The organism is Paraconexibacter sp. (genome assembly GCF_059438195.1).
Genome location: NZ_JBLKKY010000008.1, coordinates 49,367 through 69,027, shown reverse-complemented (window position 1 = coordinate 69,027; position 19,661 = coordinate 49,367). Strand labels below are relative to the sequence as shown.

The 19,661-nt window shown below is 73.6% G+C and carries 20 protein-coding genes and 1 riboswitch; of the genes, 10 read left to right on the top strand and 10 right to left on the bottom strand.

Annotation, left to right across the window (positions count from 1 at the left end; genetic code table 11):
• Positions 1–3: 3 nt before the first annotated feature.
• On the bottom strand, positions 4–1,215 hold the full coding sequence (locus ACME2J_RS04760; protein WP_495543728.1) for a DUF4430 domain-containing protein: 1,212 nt from the start codon (positions 1,213–1,215) through the stop codon (positions 4–6).
• A gap of 29 nt (positions 1,216–1,244) precedes the next feature.
• Positions 1,245–1,425: riboswitch (cobalamin riboswitch) on the bottom strand.
• A gap of 58 nt (positions 1,426–1,483) precedes the next feature.
• Between ACME2J_RS04760 and ACME2J_RS04755 the strand changes: the two genes are divergently transcribed.
• Complete coding sequence (locus ACME2J_RS04755) at positions 1,484–2,035, top strand: cob(I)yrinic acid a,c-diamide adenosyltransferase (protein WP_495543727.1); 552 nt, start codon at positions 1,484–1,486, stop codon at positions 2,033–2,035.
• On the opposite strand, the gene ACME2J_RS04750 is transcribed toward ACME2J_RS04755, so the two are convergent.
• Positions 2,026–2,931 carry a phosphatase PAP2 family protein gene (locus ACME2J_RS04750; RefSeq protein ID WP_495543726.1) on the bottom strand — a complete coding sequence of 302 codons (906 nt, stop codon included), beginning with the start codon at positions 2,929–2,931 and terminating at the stop codon, positions 2,026–2,028. The two genes, ACME2J_RS04755 and ACME2J_RS04750, sit on opposite strands and share 10 nt — an antisense overlap.
• A gap of 76 nt (positions 2,932–3,007) precedes the next feature.
• Here ACME2J_RS04750 and ACME2J_RS04745 point away from each other — a divergent pair, with 76 nt between their 5' ends.
• On the top strand, positions 3,008–3,301 hold the full coding sequence (locus tag ACME2J_RS04745) for a hypothetical protein (RefSeq protein WP_495543725.1): 294 nt from the start codon (positions 3,008–3,010) through the stop codon (positions 3,299–3,301).
• A 9-nt stretch (positions 3,302–3,310) separates the two neighbouring features.
• A complete protein-coding gene (locus tag ACME2J_RS04740) occupies positions 3,311–3,688 on the top strand; it encodes a hypothetical protein (RefSeq protein WP_495543724.1) in 378 nt (125 codons plus the stop codon).
• Positions 3,689–3,760: 72 nt separating this feature from the next.
• Here ACME2J_RS04740 and ACME2J_RS04735 read toward each other — a convergent pair whose 3' ends face one another.
• The gene (locus ACME2J_RS04735; RefSeq protein ID WP_495543723.1) at positions 3,761–3,973 is read right to left on the bottom strand and encodes an acyl-CoA carboxylase biotin carboxyl carrier protein subunit; all 213 of its coding nucleotides are present in this window, start codon (positions 3,971–3,973) and stop codon (positions 3,761–3,763) included.
• Positions 3,973–4,689 carry an enoyl-CoA hydratase/isomerase family protein gene (locus tag ACME2J_RS04730; RefSeq protein ID WP_495543722.1) on the bottom strand — a complete coding sequence of 239 codons (717 nt, stop codon included), beginning with the start codon at positions 4,687–4,689 and terminating at the stop codon, positions 3,973–3,975. The genes ACME2J_RS04735 and ACME2J_RS04730 overlap by 1 nt, the downstream gene beginning before the upstream one ends.
• 53 nt (positions 4,690–4,742) lie before the next feature.
• On the opposite strand from ACME2J_RS04730, the gene ACME2J_RS04725 reads away from it, so the two are divergent.
• Positions 4,743–5,354 (top strand): TetR/AcrR family transcriptional regulator, encoded by a 612-nt coding sequence (locus tag ACME2J_RS04725; RefSeq protein ID WP_495543721.1) that lies wholly within the window; start codon positions 4,743–4,745, stop codon positions 5,352–5,354.
• Here ACME2J_RS04725 and ACME2J_RS04720 read toward each other — a convergent pair.
• Positions 5,339–6,550 (bottom strand): acyl-CoA dehydrogenase family protein, encoded by a 1,212-nt coding sequence (locus ACME2J_RS04720; RefSeq protein WP_495543720.1) that lies wholly within the window; start codon positions 6,548–6,550, stop codon positions 5,339–5,341. The genes ACME2J_RS04725 and ACME2J_RS04720 overlap by 16 nt on opposite strands.
• 83 nt (positions 6,551–6,633) lie before the next feature.
• Between ACME2J_RS04720 and ACME2J_RS04715 the strand changes: the two genes are divergently transcribed.
• Positions 6,634–7,677: an LLM class flavin-dependent oxidoreductase gene (locus ACME2J_RS04715; RefSeq protein ID WP_495543719.1), complete on the top strand. Its 1,044-nt coding sequence runs from the start codon at positions 6,634–6,636 to the stop codon at positions 7,675–7,677.
• A 139-nt stretch (positions 7,678–7,816) separates the two neighbouring features.
• On the opposite strand, the gene ACME2J_RS04710 is transcribed toward ACME2J_RS04715, so the two are convergent.
• Genes ACME2J_RS04710 through ACME2J_RS04695 form a run of 4 tightly spaced genes read right to left on the bottom strand, consistent with a single transcriptional unit; the run spans position 7,817 to position 11,886 of the window.
• Positions 7,817–9,391 (bottom strand): acyl-CoA carboxylase subunit beta, encoded by a 1,575-nt coding sequence (locus tag ACME2J_RS04710; RefSeq protein ID WP_495543718.1) that lies wholly within the window; start codon positions 9,389–9,391, stop codon positions 7,817–7,819.
• A gap of 38 nt (positions 9,392–9,429) precedes the next feature.
• Complete coding sequence (locus tag ACME2J_RS04705; protein ID WP_495543717.1) at positions 9,430–10,200, bottom strand: enoyl-CoA hydratase/isomerase family protein; 771 nt, start codon at positions 10,198–10,200, stop codon at positions 9,430–9,432.
• A complete protein-coding gene (locus ACME2J_RS04700; RefSeq protein ID WP_495543716.1) occupies positions 10,197–10,511 on the bottom strand; it encodes an AtuA-related protein in 315 nt (104 codons plus the stop codon). Before ACME2J_RS04700 ends, ACME2J_RS04705 begins: the two co-directional genes overlap by 4 nt.
• Positions 10,498–11,886: an acyclic terpene utilization AtuA family protein gene (locus tag ACME2J_RS04695; RefSeq protein ID WP_495543715.1), complete on the bottom strand. Its 1,389-nt coding sequence runs from the start codon at positions 11,884–11,886 to the stop codon at positions 10,498–10,500. Before ACME2J_RS04695 ends, ACME2J_RS04700 begins: the two co-directional genes overlap by 14 nt.
• A 142-nt stretch (positions 11,887–12,028) precedes the next feature.
• On the opposite strand from ACME2J_RS04695, the gene ACME2J_RS04690 reads away from it, so the two are divergent.
• Positions 12,029–13,195, top strand: a complete 1,167-nt coding sequence (locus tag ACME2J_RS04690) for an acyl-CoA dehydrogenase family protein (protein ID WP_495543714.1) — start codon at positions 12,029–12,031, stop codon at positions 13,193–13,195.
• Between the two features lie 23 nt (positions 13,196–13,218).
• Here ACME2J_RS04690 and ACME2J_RS04685 read toward each other — a convergent pair whose 3' ends face one another.
• Positions 13,219–14,430, bottom strand: coding sequence for a LuxR C-terminal-related transcriptional regulator (locus ACME2J_RS04685; RefSeq protein ID WP_495543713.1), 1,212 nt, complete (start codon positions 14,428–14,430; stop codon positions 13,219–13,221).
• Between the two features lie 294 nt (positions 14,431–14,724).
• Here ACME2J_RS04685 and ACME2J_RS04680 point away from each other — a divergent pair, with 294 nt between their 5' ends.
• The 4 genes from ACME2J_RS04680 to ACME2J_RS04665 all read left to right on the top strand — a co-directional run bounded on the left by ACME2J_RS04680 (position 14,725) and on the right by ACME2J_RS04665 (position 19,661).
• Entirely contained in the window at positions 14,725–16,365 is a 1,641-nt protein-coding gene (locus ACME2J_RS04680; protein WP_495543712.1) for a LuxR C-terminal-related transcriptional regulator, read from the top strand.
• Between the two features lie 201 nt (positions 16,366–16,566).
• Positions 16,567–17,415: a class I SAM-dependent methyltransferase gene (locus ACME2J_RS04675; protein WP_495543711.1), complete on the top strand. Its 849-nt coding sequence runs from the start codon at positions 16,567–16,569 to the stop codon at positions 17,413–17,415.
• 5 nt (positions 17,416–17,420) lie between these two features.
• A complete protein-coding gene (locus ACME2J_RS04670) occupies positions 17,421–18,278 on the top strand; it encodes an alpha/beta fold hydrolase (protein WP_495543710.1) in 858 nt (285 codons plus the stop codon).
• Between the two features lie 48 nt (positions 18,279–18,326).
• The gene (locus ACME2J_RS04665) at positions 18,327–19,661 is read left to right on the top strand and encodes an APC family permease (RefSeq protein WP_495543709.1); all 1,335 of its coding nucleotides are present in this window, start codon (positions 18,327–18,329) and stop codon (positions 19,659–19,661) included.

The window sequence follows — 19,661 nt, the reverse complement described above, 5'->3', positions numbered from 1 at the left end:
CGTCTAGCGCTCCACCTCGAACACGACGCGGTTCCGCGTCCGCTGCAGCGTGTCGTCGACGTTGCCCGCGGCGTCGGTGACGCGGACGTCGAGGACGTAGCGGCCGAAGCCGGCGCGCTCGGGCATCTGGTAGCTCCACGGCGTCCGGTCGCCGATCTCGAACCACTCGCCGCGGGAGGCGCCGCAGCGGGACATCTTCACGAAGCGCTCACGGTCGGCGTCGAAGGTCGTGCAGCTCTTCCCGCCGCTCTTCTTCTCGCGCGTGCGCGTGATCCTCAGCTCGATCTTCGCGATGCCGCCGAACTCCTCGTCGACCTCGCCCTCGAAGACCCGCGGGCCCTCGCCGCGGTCGAACCGCTGCTTCTCCTTCACGGAGGTGATGTCGCCGCGACCGGCCGTCTTGTCGGGGGTTCCGCAGCGGCCGTCGTCGCCGTCGGTGACGCACGGCGCCGCCGCCTGGGGGACGCTCGTGCCGCAGAGGCCGTCGGAGCCCGTCGTCACGCAGATGAGCTGCGTCGCGGGGGGTCGGTCGCCCTTCGACGCGACGAGCAGGAACGGCCCGCCGTTCGAGAGCGAGAGCGTCGCCCGGCCTTGCGCGTTCGTCGGCGTGCCGTTGACCGAGGCGCCGCTCGCCGGCTCGACGGCCGTCGTGCTCGCGAAGTCGGGCGGCCCGCCGAACGTCGTCGAGGACTCGGTGACCGCGACCGTGAACGGCGTGTTCGGCGCGACGGTGCGGGGCGCGGTGAGCTGCATCGGCTCGCCGGCGAAGCAGCCGGAGGTCGCGCCCGCGCAGGCCGGGTAGAGCTGCACCCGGTCGCCGTTCGCGACCTCGACGCCGCACAGGCCGGTGCTCGCGGCCTTGCCGTTGAGGTAGAAGGCCCAGTAGCGCCCGGTGTCGAACGTGTGCGTCTCGCCCTTGATCGCGTCGACGCCGAAGCCGAGGCCGTCGAACCAGGTGCCGGCCCACTGGCCGCCGGTCGCGACCTCCAGGGCGCCCGCGCCCGAGGTGCCGGTGCAGGCGTGCGACGGGTCGGCGTCCTTGTAGACGGGGCGGGTCGTCGTGGTGACGGGGACCTGCGGCAGGAGCGCGCCGCCGTTCCCGACGGCTTCGACGGTGACGGTCGCCGGCGCTGCGGCGGATGCGGCGGACGGCACGGCGAGAGCTGCGGCCGCGGCGAGACCTCCGATGAGGAGACGACGGGTGCTGCGAGGCAAGAGGGCCACCCCTTTCCACGAGGGCGTATGGGCTTGAGCGGTCGGAGGCAGGTCTCCTGGCTCCCGGGCCCACCCCTCCGCGCCTTCCCAGTCCCTGTGCGGACCAGTGGCCGGCGCTCCATGCGCCTGCGGACGGGCCTCCCCGGTCACAGTGGCGGGTCCGCGCCGGATTCGCACCGGCTTCCCTACGCCACCGACCGTGATGACGCGCGCAGTGTAGCGCTGCGGCGCCCGGGATGGCAGCGCCGCATCTGGGAAGGTAGGTCACATGACCGTCAACCTCACCCGCATCTACACGAAGCTCGGCGACTCCGGCGAGACGCACCTCGGGGACATGAGCCGCGTCCCGAAGAACCACCCGCGGATCGAGGCCTACGGCGAGATCGACGAGCTCAACTCGCACCTCGGGCTCGCGCGCGCGAGCGTGACGTTCTCGGCCGAGGTCGACGGCTGGCTCGGCCGCATCCAGAACGACCTCTTCGACCTCGGCGCCGACCTCTCGGTCCCGCACGAGGGCGACAAGGAGCGGCTCCGCGTCGACGCTGCGCAGACCGCCTGGCTCGAGGAGATCTGCGACAAGGTGAACGCGACGCTCAAGCCGCTCAAGAGCTTCGTGCTCCCCGGCGGGACGCCGCCGGCCGCGCACCTCCAGGTCTGCCGGACCGTCTGCCGCCGCGCGGAGCGGCGCGCGATCCTCGTCGAGGACGGCAACCCCGAGGTCGTGAAGTACCTCAACCGCCTCAGCGACCTCCTCTTCATCCTCGCCCGGGCCGAGAACGGATCCGAGGAGCCGCTCTGGGAGCCCGGCCGCTACCGCTGAAGCCCGGGCGGCGGGGGCGGTCCCGCCGTGCGCGACGATGCGCGCGCGAGGAGGCGCGCGAGCGCGACGGCGAGGAGGGCGGCCAGCGCCGCGATCCCGATGGCGCCCGCCGTCCAGGTCGGCCGGGTGAGGAGATGCTCGGCGACCTCGTCGCGCCGCGACAGCGCGACGACCGCGACGGCGGCCGCCGCGCCCGTCCCGACGGCCATCGGGGCGAGGCGCTCGACCGGCCGCGCCGGCCGGTCGGCGATCCACGCGCCCCAGCGCGGCGTCCGCTCCGGCCGGCGTCGCTCGAGCGCCGCGAGCGCGGCGGCGGCCAGGAGCACCCAGACGGCGGCGTTGAGGTAGCCGCCGACGACGTCCGACGGCCAGTGCCAGCCGAGGACGAGGATCGCGTAGCCGACGGCGATCGCGTAGCCGCCGCCGACCGCGGCGGCGGCCGGACGCGCGCGGGCGGGGAACGCGAGGACGGCGAGGAGGCCGATCGTCATCGCCGCGCTGGCGTGACCGCTCGGCCACGAGGCGTCGCCGATCGCCGCGGCGCCGAGCCACCCGTCCGGTCGCGGGGTCGCGAGCAGCGGCTTGAGGAGCGTCGTCGTCGTGCCCGCGGCGACGAGCACGACGGGGATCGCGGCGGCGAGCCGCAGCCGCCCGCGCACGATCGCGACGATGATGAGGAGGAGCCCTGCGAGCGCGTAGGGTGCGGGGTCGGCGAGATGGGCGACGTCCGCGACGAGCGGCGTGAGATCGGGGCGCTGCAGCTCGACGAAGCCCTGCAGGGCCTGGCCGTCGCGCGCGCCGAACGACGGGGCGAGAAGCGCCAGGACGCCCGTGAGGGCGAAGCCCGCGAGGCAGGCGAGGGCGAGGAGGAACGGCGGTCCGGGACGGCGGGGCATCCGACCTCGAGCGTACCGTCGTCCGGTCTCCGGCCTGCCGGGCAGGGACCCCGCACCGCGCGTCGTACTCCACCGCATGACCACCATCGGCGAGATCCCCAGCTGGATCGGCTTCCACGCCGAGGACGCCGACGGCGTCCCGCTCGGTCGCGTCGTCGCGGTCCATCTCCCCGACGCACGCACGCCGGGCGCCGCGCCCGAGGTCGGCCTCGAGGTGCGGCTCGGCGACGGCTCGCACGCCGTCCTCTCGGCGCTCGGCGCGCACCGCTCGGCGGACCGCGTCCGCCTCGCCGTCGTCGCGGGGACCGTCCGCGCGCACGCGCCCGGATCCGAGGGGCTCCCCTCGCCGGTGCCCGCCGACGCGGTATAGGGTCGGCGCATGGGGACTTCGAGCGGCGGGCCGGACGGCGAGACCCTCTACCGGGGCGCGGCGGCGATCGCGTTCCTCATCGGGGTCGGCGCGCTCATCGCGCCGAAGCAGCTCGTCCGGCTCTACGGCATGGATCCGGAGGAGATGACCGGGACGAGCGCGTTCGGATGGCGCCTCTTCGCCGCCCGCAACATCCTCATCGGGGGCGCCGCGCTCCGCGGCAGCCAGGTCGCACGCGACACGACGCTCGCCCTCCAGGCCCCCGACCAGCTCATCTTCCTCCACGCGTTCCGCACGCGCTCGATCCCGCGCCCGACCGCGATCCTCGCGATGATCACGTCGGGTGCCGTCGCCGCGATGTGCGCGATCGCGCGCTCGCGCGGCTGAGGGGCGGGCGGCGGCGCGAGACGCAGGAAGCGCCCGCCGGGGAGCGCGATCCTGCGCCTCGCGGGCGCGGCGTCAGCCGAGCTCGAAGAGGATCTGCCCCGCCTCGACGGCCTGACCCTCCTCGCAGCACACCTTCGACACGGTGCCGCCGTCCTCGATCTCGAGCGGCATCTCCATCTTCATGGACTCGAGGATCGCGACCTCGTCGCCCTCCGCGACGGCGTCACCCTCCTTGACGAGGATCTTCCAGACGGTGCCGGTGATGTGGGCTTCGATTCGGATCATCAGATCCACTCCTCTCGCATCGGGTCGGATTCTTCGGCGACGATCGCCGCCGTGCGCGCGGCGACCGCGCCCTTGAGCTGGGACTTCACCTTCGCGTAGACCGGGAGCGCCGCGAGCGCGGCCGCCCGTTCGACCGCCGTCTCGACGAGCGCGTCCGCGGCGACGACCTCGTCGGCGACCTCCGCGTCGACCGCTTCGCGCGGCGACAGCGGGCGGCCCGTGAGACCGAGCCGCCGGGCGACGCCCGGGCGCAGCTCCGCCTGGACGACCGCGAGCGGCACCGCCGGGTACGGGACCCCGGCCTGCACCTCGGGCAGCCCGAGGCGGGACTCGCCGTCGGCGACGAGCCGCAGGTCGCAGGCGAGCGCGAGGATGAGGCCGCCGGCGAGCGCGTGGCCGTTCACCGCGGCGATCGTCGGCACCGGCGCCGAGTAGAGCGCGTGGACGACGCGGTTGAGGCCGTCGACCATCGCGCGCCGCTCGTCCGGCCCGTACTCGCCGACGAGGCGCGTGTCGATGCCGGCGGAGAAGCAGGACCCCTCCCCCGTGAGCACGATCGCGCGCCCGTCGGCGGCCGCCCCCTCGATCGCCGCCTCGAGCGCCTCGAGGAGCGGGATGTCGAGCGCGTTCACCTTCGGGCGGTCGAGCCGGACGAGGGCGATGCCGTCCGCCGGCGTCTCGACGCGGACCGCGTCGCTCTCCGTGTCTGCTGTCATCGGCCTTCTCCTCGGGGCGTGGGTGTCGTCGGGTGTGCTCGTAGTCTTCGGGTATGCGTCGCGACCAGGCGATCCTCGAGGCCGCAGCGGACCTCTTCCTCGAGCGAGGCTTCCACAACGTCCGGCTCGACGACATCGGCGAGCGCGTCGGCATCACGGGACCTGCGATCTACCGCCACTTCGCGAACAAGGAGGAGATCCTCGTCACGCTCTTCGACCAGGCGATGGATCATCTCCTCCTCCTCGTCGCGGTCGAGGATCCGGACCGGTCCGACCCGCGCGCGGTCCTCGACGCGCTCGTCCGCGCCCAGGTCGACTTCGCTCTCGCGGATCGCCGGCTCGTGAGCGTCTACGCACGCGAGGGGCGCTCCCTCTCCGATCCGTGGCGGCGCCAGGTGCGGCGACGGCATCGCGAGCACGTCGACCGCTGGCGATCGGCGCTCGGCGCGTGCCACCCGCAGCGGACGGAGGGCGAGATCCACAGCGCCGCGCACGCCTGCATCGGGATGACCCTGTCGGTCGCTCAGTGGCCGCAGGAGGCCCGCGAGACCCCGGGCCTGCGCGATCTCCTCATCTCGATGCTCCGCTCGGCGATCGCGGCGCTCGACGAGGTGCCCGTCGAGCCGCCGATCGGCGAGACCGCCCCCGCTCACGACGTCGAGTAGGAGCGCGGCAGCCCGAGGCTGTGCTCCGCGACGTAGTTGAGGAGCATCTCCCGCGAGACCGGCGCGATCCGCATGAGGCGGACCGTCCACCAGAGGTCGGTGAGGCCGTACTCGGTGGCGAGGCCGTTGCCGCCGTGCGTCTGGATCGCCTGGTCGACGCAGCGGATCCCCGCCTCCGCCGCCGCGAACTTCGCCATGTTCGACGCCTCGCCCGCGGGGAGGCCCGCGTCGTGGAGGGCCGCGCCGCGCTCGAGCATGAGGCGAGCGAGCTCGAGCTGGATCTTCGCCTCGGCGAGCGGGTGCGCGATGCCCTGGTGGGCGCCGATCGGCGTCGACCAGACCGCGCGCTCGTTCGCGTAGCGAGCCGCCTCCTCGAGCGCGAGACGCCCGATCCCCGTGCAGATCGAGGCGGCGATGAGCCGCTCGGGGTTGAGGCCGTCGAAGCCGATCCTCAGGCCGTCCCCCTCCGGCCCCACGAGGCGCTCGGCCGGGACGCGGACGTCGTCGAGGAAGAGGGTGAACTGGCGCTCGGGCGCCGTGATCGCGGTGGGGATGACCTGGCGGTCCAGCCCGGGAGCGTCCGCGTCGACGAGGAAGAGCGAGAGGCGGCCGCGGCCGCTCGCCTCGTCGACGCCGGTCCGGGCGACGAGGAGGATGGCGTCCGCCTCGTCGACGCCCGAGATGTAGGTCTTCGTCCCGCGGAGGACCCAGTCCTCGCCGTCGCGACGGGCGACGGTCGCGATCTCGTGGCTGTTGGAGCCGGCATCGGGCTCGGTGATCGCGAACGCGAGCTTCGAGGTCCCGTCGCCGATGCCGGGCAGCCAGCGGTCGCGCTGCGCCTCGGAGCCGTGCCGCGAGAGGATCGTCCCGGCGATCGCCGGCGAGACGAGCAGCAGCAGGAGCGGGCAGCCGGCCGCCGAGAGCTCCTCGCTCACCATGCAGAGGTGACGGAGCCCGAGGCCACCGCCCCCATGGGACTGCGGGATGTTGATCCCGAGGTAGCCGGCGGCCGCGAGCTCGTCCCAGAGCTCGTCCGCGGACTCGCCGCGGCGCGTCGCCTCGAGGAACCGCTCGCGTCCGTAGGCGCGCGCGATGCCACCGACGGCGGCCCGGATCGCGAGTTCCTCGTCCGTCTCGCGAAGCGGAGTGACGCCTCCGCTCTGCAATGCCTCGCTAACTGCGCTCTCGGCGTTCATCAGGCCCGATATTACGGGTTCCTTGCGCATGAAGTAAAGCGCGAATAACCTCTGAGTGGCCACCTACACGACGGAGGAGACCCATGGCTGCAGCAGAGCGCGCGACGCTCGGCATCTCGGCGTTCGCACCCGACATCGCGGGGACGGTGCGGATCGCCGCGGCCGCGGATCGCGCGGGCTTCGACACGATCTGGACGAGCGAGCTCTTCAACCGCACGGCCACGATCGCGCTCGCCGCGATGGCCGGCGCGACCGAGCGGGCGAAGCTCGGCTCGGCGATCGCCTACGGCGTCGGGCGCACGCCCCTCACCCTCACCGCCGAGGCGCGCGACCTCGACGAGCTCACCGGCGGGCGGTTCATCCTCGGCCTCGGCAACGGGACGAAGAGGATGATCTCCGACTGGCACGGGCTCGACCCCGAGGCGCCGGCGGTGCGCATGGAGGAGCTCGTCGACCTCGTCCGCCGCCTCTGGAACGTGCACGAGACGCCGGTCGACCACGAGGGGCGCTTCTACCGGCTGAAGTTCCGCCCGATCGACGGCACCCCGCCGCCGGTGAGCCCGCGCCTGCCGGTCTGGACCGCGGGCGTCAACCCGCGCATGGTCGAGACCGCCGGCCGCGTCGCCGACGGCATCATCGGCCACCCGATCCTCTCCCCGAAGTACCTCGACGAGGTCGTGCGGCCGAACGTCGAGAAGGGCGCGGCCAAGACCGGCCGCGACCCGAAGGACATCGCCATCTCGAGCATGGTCATCAGCGTCATCCACGACGACGCCGACAAGGCCCGCGACGAGGCGGCGCGGCAGATCTCCTTCTACGCCTCGGTGAAGAGCTACGAGACCGCGTTCGCCGTCGACGGCTTCGAGAAGGAGGCCCGCGCCGTCCAGGAGGCGTTCCGCAACCGCGACATGGACGGCATGCGCCGGGCGATCACCGACGAGATGGTCGACACGCTCGCCGTGACGGGGACGGCGGAGGACGTCCGCAAGGGCCTCGAGCGCTACGACGGCGTCCTCGACCACGCGATCATCTACTCGCCGACGCACACGATCAGCCACGAGCGCGTCGAGGAGAACCTCTTCTCGCTCATCGACATGGTCGGATCGCGGGCGGGCCAGGTCGCCTGACCCGGCCCCGCGCGTCGCGGGCGTGTGGCGTTCCGGCGACGCGGAGCGTCGCCGGAACGCCACACGTCGCGGACGGCGCGCACGTGTGGAGATCCGGCGACGCGGAGCGTCGCCGGATCGTCGTACGCCGCGCGCGGCGTCAGCCGCGGATGACCGCGTGACGGCGCGCGAGCCGGTCCTGCCGGCTCTTCGCGGCGTAGTGCCCGAAGCGCACGATGAGCTCTCGGCGCAGCTCGTCCCCGGGGATCACCGAGTCGACGTAGTTCGCCGACGCGATCCGGAAGACGTCGAGGTTGGACTCGTACTCGGCGCGCTTGGCCTGCACGAACGCCTCGCGCTCCGCCTCGTCCTCGATCGCCTCGATCTTGTTCGCGTAGATCGCGTTCACCGCGGGCTCCGGGCCCATGATCGCCATCCGCGCCGTCGGCAGGGCGATGATCGCGTCGGGGTCGAACGTCGCCCCCGACATCGCGAGGTACGCCGCCCCGTAGGCCTTGCGCACGACGACGCAGATCCGCGGGACGGTGCACCCGGCGATCGCGGAGAGGTACTTCGCGCCGTGGCGGATGATCCCGCCCTTCTCGACCTCCTTGCCGACCATGAAGCCGGGCGTGTCGGCGAGGAAGAGCAGCGGGATCCCGTAGGCGTCGCAGAGCTGCACGAACTGCGCGCCCTTGTCCGAGCTGTCGGACGTGAGGATCGCGCCGCGGAACTTCGGCTGGCTCGCGACGACGCCGACCGGCTTGCCGTCGAGCCGCGCGAAGGCCGTGATGAGCTCCTTCGCGAACCGGGGCTTGTGCTCGAAGACGGTGTCCTCGTCGAAGAGCGACGCGAGCAGCTCGCGCATGTCGAACGGCTTCTTCTCCTCCTCGGGGACGATCTCCGAGATCGAGCGGCCGGCCGCCGGCGGGCGCGGCGGCGCGATCGGAGGCTCGTCCTCCCAGTGCTGCGGCAGGTACGAGAGGCAGCGGCGGGCGAGCGCGATCGCCTCCTCGTCGTCCTTCGCGAGGTGGTCGCCGAGACCGCTCACCTGGCAGTGCATGCGCGCACCGCCCATCTCCTCGGCGGTCACCTCCTCGCCCGTCGCCATCTTCACCATCCGCGGCGAGCCGAGGAACGCGCTCGCGTTGCCGTCGACGAGGATCGTCGCGTCGCAGAACGCGGGGATGTAGGCCGCGCCGGCGGGCGAGGGGCCGAAGAGGATGCAGATCTGCGGGACGTGTCCCGAGGTCTGGCACTGGGTGTGGAAGATCTTGCCCGCGTGGCCGCGGTCGACGAAGAGGTCGAACTGCTCGTCGAGCCGCGCGCCCGCGGAGTCGACGAGGAAGAAGAGCGGGCAGCGCGAGCGCAGCGCCTCCTCCTGCACCCGGTGGTACTTGCGGATCGTCTCTCGGCCCCACGCCCCGGCCTTCACGGTCGGGTCGTTCGCGATGACGCACACCGGCCTGCCGTCGATGCGGCCCATGCCGGTGACGACCGCGTCGGCGGCGAGGCCGTCGTCCATCGTGCGGGCGAGCAGGCCGTCCTCGACGAACGAGCCCTCGTCGAGGAGCAGCTCGAGCCGGCGGCGCACCGGCAGCTTGCCCTGGGCGGCGACCGCCTCTCTGGCGCGCTCCGAGCCGCCGGCACGCGCGACCTCCGCGCGCCGCGCGAGCTCGGCCTCGAGGCCGTCCGCCGTCCCCTGCTCCGTCTCCATCCCTGCCTCCGTGGACACCGTCGTCTCCTCCGTCAGTCGTTCGTCGCCCGCCGGGCCTAGCGCGCCTGCCACCGGGGCGGTCGCCCCTCCTGGAACGCGCGCGGCCCCTCCTGCGCATCCTCGCTGAGATAGACCGGCTCGTAGAGACGATCTCCCATCTCGAGGCCTTCGCGCCACCCGTGCTCGGCCGACCCGTAGACGAGGGCCTTGCCGGCGCGCACGCTCAGCGGCGCGTTCGCCGCGATCTTCTCGGCGAGCGCCTGGGTCTCGGCGGCGAGGTCGGCGGCCGGGACGACGCGGTTGACGAGGCCCACCTCGTAGGCGCGCTGGGCGGAGACCGGCTCGGCGGTGACGAGGAGCTCCATCGCGATGCGCGGCGGGATGAGCCACGGGAGCGGGGCCGCCCACGGCGCGCCCCTCCCCCACCGCGCCTCGGTGATCCCGAAGCGCGCGTGGTCGGCGGCGAGGCAGAGGTCGCACATCTGCGCGAGGAGGAACCCGCCGCCGTACGCGATGCCGTTGACCGCCGCGATGACGGGCTTGTCGAGATGGACGTTGCGCCCGAGGTAGGGCATGTAGTCGGGCGGCGGGACCTTGAGGCCCGTCGCGGACATCTCCTTGAGATCGCCGCCCGCGCAGAACGCCTTCTCGCCCGCACCGGTGAGGACGAGCACCTTCGCGTCGTCGTCGCCGGCGCAGCGCTCGAACCCGGCGCGCAGACCGTCGCGCACCGGCTCGCTCAGGGCGTTGTGCGCCTCCGCGCGGTCGATGGTCAGCCAGGCGACCGCACCGGTGACCTCGTAGCGGACCGCCTCGGCATCGCTCACGCCCCGGCCTCCGGCAGCTCCATGCGCGAGAGGATCGTGCACATCGACTTGCCCGTCCCGTCGAAGCGCAGCGTGCGGGTCGCGCCACCGCCGAGGGCCCCGTGGAGGACGACCTGGAAGGCGTGGATCTTCGGCAGCGGGTACACGGCGACCGGCCCCTCGACGAGGCCCTCCATGTGCTGCTGGATCGCCTCGGGGACGAGGTGGCGCTCGATGACCTCGTAGGCGTCGGCATCGCGGGCGAGGACGACGACGTTCGACACGTCGCCCTTGTCGCCCGACCGGACGTAGGACAGGTCATGCAAGTGCATGCGCGAGCTCCTTCGCGGTCGACACGGTGACCTTCTCGGTGATGGCGTCGCGCGGCACGAGCGTCGGCCACAGCGCGATCACCTTGCGCACGGGCGCCGGCGCGCTGAAGGCCGTCCCGACCGGCCCCGCGGTCGCCGGAAGCAGGAGCGCCCGGCGGGCCGCTTCCGCCTCGGCGCGCGTGCGCGTCTTCACGACCATCCGGAAGTCGATCTCGTTGGGGTCCTGCTGCGGGCGCGGGCCGACGGGGCCGGCGAGGGCGTCGACGCCGAGGCGGTCGTAGCGCTGCTCGACCGGGGTCACCCCGATGTACTCGAGCCGCTTGCGCACGAGCTCCTCGCACCAGTCGGCCTTCTCCAGCGTGTCGGGCCACGAGATGAGCGCGCGGCTCTCGGCGATGAAGCCGTCCTCGTAGCCGATCTGGACCTTGAGGGTGTCCGGCCGCGGCCGGCCCGTCATGCCGGTGAGGCGGACGCGGTCCTTCCCGACCTCCTCCACCTCGACGCCGTAGAGGTCGACGACCGCGTCGGGGAGGAGGTACTCGCCGGGGTCGTGGACCTCGTAGAGGAGGTGCTCCTTGACGGTCCACTGGTTGATGATCCCGCCGGACCCCTCGACCTTCTCGATGACCGCCGTGCCGTCGGCGCTGACGTCGGCCAGCGGGAAGCCGAGCTTCCAGACGTCCTTCGCCAGTCGCCACTGCGACGACATGCCGCCCGAGCACAGCCCGGCGCACTCGAGCACGTGCCCGATCGTGAGGGCCGCGCCGATGCGCTCCCAGTCGCCGCCGTCGAAGCTCCACCCGAAGTGGTGCATGAGCGCGCCGCAGTAGAGGGCGGAGTCCGCGAGCCGGCCGCCGACGACGACGTCCGCGCCGTCGCCGAGCGCCTCGACGATCCCGTCGGACCCCGTGTACGCGTGCGCGGCGACGATGCGGTCGGCGATGCGGCCGACGTCCTCCTCGCCCGTGTCGAGGTTCGCGAAGCTCCAGCCGGCGGCGCGGATCTCCTCGATGCGGTCGGTGAGGTCGTCCCCCTCGATGACGCCGACCCGGAGGTCGTCGTGACCCTGCGCGCGGGCGACCTCCGCCGCGGCGAGCCCACCCGCCGGCGGGTTCGCGCCGCCGCCGTTCGTGATGATCTTCACGCCGCTCCGCCGCGCGGGCGGCAGGACCTCCTCGAGGATCGGCGTGAGGTCAGGGATGTGCCCCGCCTCCGGCTTGCGCAGCTTCGTGCGCTGGAGGATCGACATCGTGAGCTCCGCCAGGAGGTCGAAGCAGAGATAGTCGATGTTCCCCTTGTCGGCGAGCTCGGCGGCGGGGTCGACCATGTCGCCCCAGAAGCCCGAGCCCGCCCCGATCCGGCAGTTCTCTCGCATCCCGCTGCGAGCCTATGCGCCACGCACGGGCACGCCATCACTCTGCCGGAGCGAGTTCGTGCCCCGACGGGGGTGATTCGCTGCACCCGGGGCGACCGGGCGTCTACGGTGCGCGCCGACCTCGACGAGAAAGGCCGCGCCCATGCACCTCGCCCTCACCGACGAGCAGCAGCTCATCCGGCAGTCGGTCCGTGACTTCACGACGAACGAGATCGTGCCGCGGGCCCGCGAGAACAGCCGCAACCACCACTTCGATCTCGAGCTCGTCCAGCAGATGGCGGAGCAGGGCTACCTCGGGGCCATCGTGCCGAAGGAGTACGGCGGCCCCGGCCTCGACTACCTCTCCTACGGGCTCATCCTCGAGGAGGTGAGCATCGGGTGCTCGTCGATGCGGACCGCGATCTCGGTCCAGACCTCGCTCGTCTGCAGCGCGATCCTGCGGTGGGGCACCGAGGAGCAGAAGCACGAGACGCTCCCCAAGCTGTGCTCGGGCGAGTGGCTGGGGTGCTTCGGCCTCACCGAGCCCGACACCGGGTCCGACGCGGCGAACCAGCGGACGCGGGCGACCCGCGTCGACGGCGGGTGGTCGATCAGCGGCCAGAAGATGTTCATCTCCATGGGCTCGCACGCGCGGCTCGCCCTCGTGTTCGCGCAGACCGACCCGAGCCTCGGCGGCCGCGGGCTCGGGGCCTTCCTCGTCGACGCCGAGGACCCAGGGTTCAGCACGCAGAAGATCGAGGGGAAGATGGGCCTGCACGCCTCGGACACCGCGGCGCTCTCGCTCGACGAGGTCTTCGTGCCGGACGGCCGCGTCCTCGGGGAGATCGGGGAGGGGTTCAAGATCGCCATGACGACGCTCGACTCCGGCCGCTACTCGGTCGCCGCGGGATCGGTGGGCGTGTGCCAGGGCTGCGTCGACGCGTCGGTCGCCTACGCCCAGGAGCGCGAGCAGTTCGGCCGGCCGATCGCCTCGTTCCAGCTCGTCCAGGCTCTCATCGCCGACATGGTCGTGAAGACCGAGGCCGCGCGGATGCTCGTCTGGCGCGCCGGCTACCTCAAGGACGCCGGGGAGCCGAGCACGACCGAGACGTCGATCGCGAAGCTCTTCGCGACCGAGGCGTCGGTGTGGTGCGCGGACGCCGCGATCCAGGTCCACGGCGGCTCCGGCTACGTCGACGACCACCCCGTCGAGCGCTACTACCGCGACGCACGGGTGACGACGCTCTACGAGGGCACGTCGCAGATCCAGAAGCTCATCATCGGCCGCGCGGCGACGGGGATCAACGCTCTCGTCCCCGCTGCCGCCTGAGGACGCGCGGACCGCGGGGCGGGTCAGGGACCCGACTCGCCCTCGCCGTTCATGAGCGTGAGGTAGCGGGAGACCGCCTCGGCGCGGTTCGACACGCGGAGCTTGCGCAGGACGTGCTTGACGTGGGACTTCACGGTCCCCTCGGCGATGACGAGCTGCGTCGCGATCTGCGCGTTCGTCGCCCCGGTGCCGAGCAGGGCGAGCACCTCGCGCTCGCGTCGCGTGAGGAGCGCGTCGAGCTCGGGATCGGGCGCGACCATCCGCGCCGCCGTCTGGACGGCGGCCGTCCCCGAGCGCTCCCCGCCGCTGATGATCGCGACCCCTCCGTCGGAGATCTCGTCGAGCACCGCCTCGGTCGAGTGGAGCATGCCCCGCACGTGGTCGCGCTGCGCGGCGATGCGCTCGGTGAGCGTCGCGCGCTCGACCGCCCACGCGAACCCCTCCGAGAACGCCCACAGGAGGTCGCGGTCGATCGTGTCCATGGGGCGCTGCGTGAAGATGCAGTCGCCGTGGGCGAAGCCGATGACCCGGCCCTCGAAGATGACCGGTGCGGCGACGTAGGACCTCACCCCGTAGGCCTCGACGAGCGGCTTGAAGGTGCGCTCGTCGTTCGGCGCGTCGTGGACGATCGCGGGCGCCCGGCGGCGGAGCATCTCGGTCTCGATGACCATCGAGCGCAGGGGCACGCGCTTGGCGTTCGTCACCTCGAGCAGCTCGGCCGCGGAGCCGGGGTCGCCCTCGACGTGGACGCCGATCGGCACGAGCTCCGAGCCCTCGACGCCGAAGACGACGCTGCGGTCGAAGCCGCAGGCGCGGCAGAGCTCGGCCGGGACCATCTCGAGGAGCCGCTCCATCGTCGGGGCGGCGTGAAGGCGGGTGAGGGCCTCCTGGACGCGCGCGAGCCCGTCGAGCCGCCGGCGGGTGCCGTGGTCCCGCAGGTCCCGCTGGGCGGCGTAGATCCGCGCGACGATGTCGCACGCCGCGCGGACGTCGTCGCGCGGGCTCTCGTCGGGCATCTCGGCGATGTGCTCGAAGAGCGCCTCGACCGCCGCCTCGAGCGAGGCGACGATCGCGTCGAAGTCGACGGTCTCCGCGTCCGCGGCGATCGCCTCGTCGTCGATGAGCGTCGCCGCTTCGTCGAGCAGGCCCCGGCTTCGCTCGATGAGCCCGGTCCACTCGGAGCCCAGCGGCCGCGCGCGCGGCTGCCGGCGCTGACGTCGTGCGAGCGTCGCCATCATGACCTCCCCGTCATGAGGAGGGAGTATTGCGCGCTGGAGGCGCGCACGGGAGAACCGGTCGTGGGCAGCCCGCCGCAGCGGGCCACCCACGAGGGGGTCAGGGCTTGCGCGGCGCGCGGGCGGACGGCGCCGGCACGGCGGTGCTGCACTTGCACTGCACGAACGCCTCGCGACAGCGGGAGCAGAGGGCCATGTCGAACTCTCCTCGATGGGACGACGGTCACCCTCCTGATCGGCTCCGCGGACCATGAAGTTGAGCGCGACGTCGGCCAAGAAGGCGATAATCGGCAGGTGGCCGATGCGCAGGCCGATCTCGCTCGCGGTCGCGAGCTCGTCGACCGGCGCGAGTGGGCGGACGCTCGCGCGGCGCTCGCGAGCGCGGATGCGGAAGCCGCGCTGTCGGGCGAGGACCTCGAGAGGCTCGCGACGACCGCGTACATGCTCGGCGACGACGAGGCGCGACTCGACGCGCTCGCGCGCGCGTACCGCGCGCACCTCGGCGTCGGTGACGTGCGCCGCGCCGCCCGATGCGCGTTCTGGGCGGGCGTCGACCTCGCTCGCAGCGGCAGGACGAGCGGCGCGAGCGGCTGGTTCGCTCGCGCGAGCAGGGCCCTCGACGAGCTCGCCGAGGAGACCGTCGAGGGCGGCTACCTCCTGCTGCCGCGCATCTTCGGGCACGAGGCGGCGGGCGAGTGGCGCGAGGCGGCCGACATCGCGGCCGAGGCGGCGGAGATCGGCCGCCGCCTCGGCGATCCGGACCTCGCCGCTCTCGCCGCCCACGAGCGCGGGCACGTGCTCGTGCGGCTCGGCGAGGTCCGTGAGGGTCTCGTCCTCCTCGACGAGGCGATGGTCTCGGCGACCGCGGGCGAGCTGTCGCCGATCGTCACCGGGATCGTCTACTGCGGCGTCATCCTCGCCTGCCAGGAGGCCCACGACCTCCGGCGCGCGCAGGAGTGGACCGCGGCGCTCACGACCTGGTGCGAGGCGCAGCCCGACATGGTCGCCTTCACCGGGCGCTGCCTGCTGCATCGCGCGGAGCTGCTGCGCACGCGCGGCGGCTGGGACGACGCTCTCGACGAGGCGGGACGCGCGGTCGAGCGCAGCCTGCGCGCGGGCAACCGCGGCGCCGCCGGGGAGGCCTGGTACCTCGACGGCGAGATCCGGCGGCTGCGCGGCGACGAGACCGGCGCCGAGGAGTCCTACCGCCGGGCGAGCGATCACGGGCGGGACCCGCAGCCCGGTCGCGCGCTGCTCCGCCTCGCGTGCGGCGACCGCCGGGGCGCCGCGGGCGCGATCCGCGCCGCGCTCGAGGCGACCCGCGACCTCCATCCGCGCGCAGAGATCCTCCCCGCCGCCGTCGAGATCGCGCTGGCGACCGGGGCCCGCGACGCTGCGCGAGCCGCCGCCGAGGAGCTCGCGGCGCTCGCGGACCGTCTCTGCAGCGACGTCCTGAAGGCAGAGGCGGCGACGGCCGCCGGCCGGCTCGCGCTCGCCGCGGGCGAGGCCGGAGAGGCGCTCGCCGTCCTGCGCGACGCCACCGCGGCGTGGGATGCGCTCGACGCGCCCTTCGAGGGGGCGCGCACGCGCGTCCTCGTGGCGGTCGCGTGCCGCGCGCTCGGCGACGCTGGCGGCGCCGATCTCGCGGTCTCCGCGGCCCGCGCGGTCTTCGCGCGCCTCGGCGCCGCCGCGGAGCTCGCCGCGCTCGACGCGTCGAGCACGGGCGCGGCCTCCGGCGCCCGCCACCGTCTCACGGGTCGCGAGCTCGAGGTGCTCCGGCTCGTCGCGGCGGGTCGCAGCAACCGCGACATCGCCGGCGAGCTCGCGATCAGCGAGCACACGGTCGCCCGCCACGTGCAGAACATCTTCGCGAAGCTCGGGGTCTCCTCGCGGACCGCGGCGGGCGCCTTCGCCTTCGAGCACGGCCTGCTCTGACCGACGGTCGCCGAGACGCAGCTTCGTGCTCGCAGAGGTCACGTTCCTGCATCTCGCGACATGGAGTGACGGCCGGCGGTGACGCCGGCGTGGTGAGAATCGACCACGTGGATCGGCGCGTCGTGGCGGATGCTGGCGATGCGCGGCCCCCCCGCCGCGGCCTAGCGTCGTCATCGACCCCCCTGACCCCGAGGAGGAGCGATGAGCACGACGGCGAGCACGAACCCCTACACGGTCGCCGAGGCGCTCGCGACGTCATGGATCGCGAGGAGCGACGAGATCGAGCACGTCGGCGCCCCGGTGCGGGAGCGGATGGTCGAGGCGCTCGACCCGCGGCCGGGGGACGTCGTCCTCGAGCTCGCCGCGGGGGCCGGGGACACCGGCTTCGCGGCCGCGCGCCGGCTCGGCGACGCCGGCCGGCTCATCTCGACCGACGTCTCCCCCACGATGGTCGACGGCGCACGTGCGAGGAGCGCAGCGCTCGGCCTGTCCCGGGTCGAGCACCGCGTCGCCGACGCGCAGCGCACCGGGCTCCCCGACGCCGCCGTCGACGGGGTGCTCTGCCGGTTCGGCTACATGCTCATGGACGACCCCGCCGCGGCGCTCGCCGAGACGCGCCGCGTCCTCCGGCCCGGTGGCCGGCTCGTCCTCGCCGTGTGGGGACCGCCTCCGGCGAACCCGTTCTTCACCACGATCGGCGCGGTCCTCGCCCGCCGCGGGCACGCGTCGCCGCCGCCCCCGGGCGCACCGGGGATCTTCGCGCTCGCCGACCCCACGGACCTCGGCTCACGGCTCGCCGCCGCCGGGTTCACGGGGGTCGACGTCGAGGAGGTGCCGGTCACCTTCCCCTTCGACGGCGTCGACGCGTACCTCTCGTTCGTCGAGGACACCTCCGGCGTCCTCGCGCTCGCGCTCCGCGCGCTGGACGGCGCCGAGCGCTCGCGCGTCGCCGAGGAGGCCGGCGCTGCGCTCGAGGCGGTGACCTCCGCGGGCGGCGGCGCGATCCCGGGGCTCGCGCTCGTCGCGACCGCGCACCGGCCCGAGGGGTGATCGCGATGACCTCGGTGCGGCCCCTCACCCTGCGTGACCGGCTGCTCGACGGGCTCGGGGCGACAGAGCGGATCACCGACGTGGGCGGCCTCCCGACGGCGATCGTCGAGTCCGGTGCCGGACGGCCGCTCGTCCTCCTCCACGGTCCGGGGGAGTCCGCGGTGAACTGGCGCTGGGTGCTCCCTGCGCTGGCGGCCCGGCATCGCGTGCTCGCGCCCGACCTCCCCGCGCACGGCCTCACGCCGCCGTCCGCCCCTCCGGTCGAGGACACCGTCCTCGACTGGCTCGACGAGCTCCTCGCGACGCAGTGCGAGGAGCCCCCGGTCCTCGTCGGCCATGTCCTCGGCGGGGCGCTCGCCGCGCGCACGGCCGCCCGCGGCCGTGCGGACGTCCGGCATCTCGTGCTCGTCGACGCGCTCGGCCTCGGCGCCTTCCGCCCTCGACCGCGGTTCGCGCTCGGTCTCGCGGGCTTCGTCTCGCGGCCGAGCGAGCGCAGCTACGAGCGCTTCATGCGCCAGTGCGCAGGCGACCTCGACGTGCTGAAGACGCGCATCGGCGAGGACTGGCCGCTCTTCTCGGCCTACAACCTCGAGCTCGCGCGGGCGCCCGCCGCCAAGGACGCCGGCCGCGTCATGCGCCGGCTCGGCGTGCCACGGATCCCCGACGAGGACCTCCGCCGGATCACCTGCCCGACGACGCTCATCTGGGGCCGCCGCGACCGGGCGATCCCCCTGCGGACCGCCGAGCGGGCCCACGAGCGCTTCGGCTGGCCGCTCCACGTCGTCGACGAGGCGGCCGACGACCCCCCGCGGGACGAGCCGGAGGCGTTCGTGCGCCTGCTGGAGGTGGCGCTCGACGGCTGAGGGCGGAAGGGATGAGTGCGCGCGCGCTCACCGGGCAACGCTCCGGCGATGCCGGACGGCGACAAGGGCCTCGAGCGGAGCATCGGCCCCGGCCTGCTCCTCCTCTTCGTCGTCGGGAACATCCTCGGCGCGGGCATCTACGCGATCGTCGGCGAGGTCGCCGGCGAGAGCGGCGGCGCGATCTGGGCGGCGTTCCTCGCCGCCGGCGTCCTCGCGGCGTTCACGTGCGCCTCGTACATCGAGCTCGCGACGAAGTACCGCAAGGCGGGCGGCGCAGGCCTCTACGCCGCGAAGGCGTTCGGCCGCCCGTGGATCACGCTCGTCGTCACCGTCGCCGTCGCCGCCTCGGCGATCACGTCGGCGGCCACCTCGGCGCGGGCGTTCGCCGGGGACTACCTCGAGGCGTTCGTCTCGCTCCCGACCGTGCCGGTCGCCGTCGCGTTCATCGCGCTCCTCACGGTCGTCAACTTCGTGGGGATCTCGGAGTCGCTCAAGGCGAACGTCGTCCTCACCGGCGTGATCATCGCGGGGCTCCTGCTCGTCGTCGGGGTGGGCGTCGCCTCCCTGCTCTCGGGCGACGCGGAGACGGGCCGGCTCACCGACACCGGCGGGGACAAGGCGGCTCCGCTCGCGATCCTCGGCGGCGCTGCCCTCGCGTTCTTCGCCTTCGTCGGCTTCGAGGACACCGCGCAGATCGCCGAGGAGACCGATCGCCCGTCGCGCACGTACCCGGTCGGCCTCATCGGCGGCCTCGCGGTGACGCTCGTCATCTACCTGCTCGTCGCGGTCGCGACGGCCGTCGTCGTCGCCCCGGGCGACCTCGCGCAGTCGACCGGCCCGCTCCTCGCCGTCGTCGAGCGGGGCTCCGCGATACCGCCCGAGGTGATCGGCGGGGTCGCGCTCATCGCGCTCACGAACACGGCGCTGCTGCAGCTCATCGCGAGCTCGCGGCTCCTCTACGGCATCGCGCAGCGGGGTCTCCTCCCCCGCGCGGTCGGACGCGTCCACGAGGGGCGGCGGACGCCGTGGGTCGCGATCATGATCGTGGGCGTCGTCGCGATGGTCCTCGCCGGCACGGGGAAGCTCGGCGGGCTCGCCGACACGACGGTGATGCTCCTCCTCACCGTGTTCGTCGTCGTCAACGTCGCCGCGCTCGTCCTGCGCCGCGACGACGTCGAGCACGAGCACGTGCGGGTGCCGACGGTCCTGCCGGCGATCGGCGCGGTCGTCTCGGCGGGCCTCGTCGTCTACACCGGCGTCACCTCGGACGCCGGCGTGCTCGCGCGCTACGTCGGGCTCCTCGTCGCGGGTCTCGTCGTCTACGGGGTGCAGCGCGGCGTCGCCGGCCACACCGACCAGCTCGACGCCGACGACCTCGCCTAG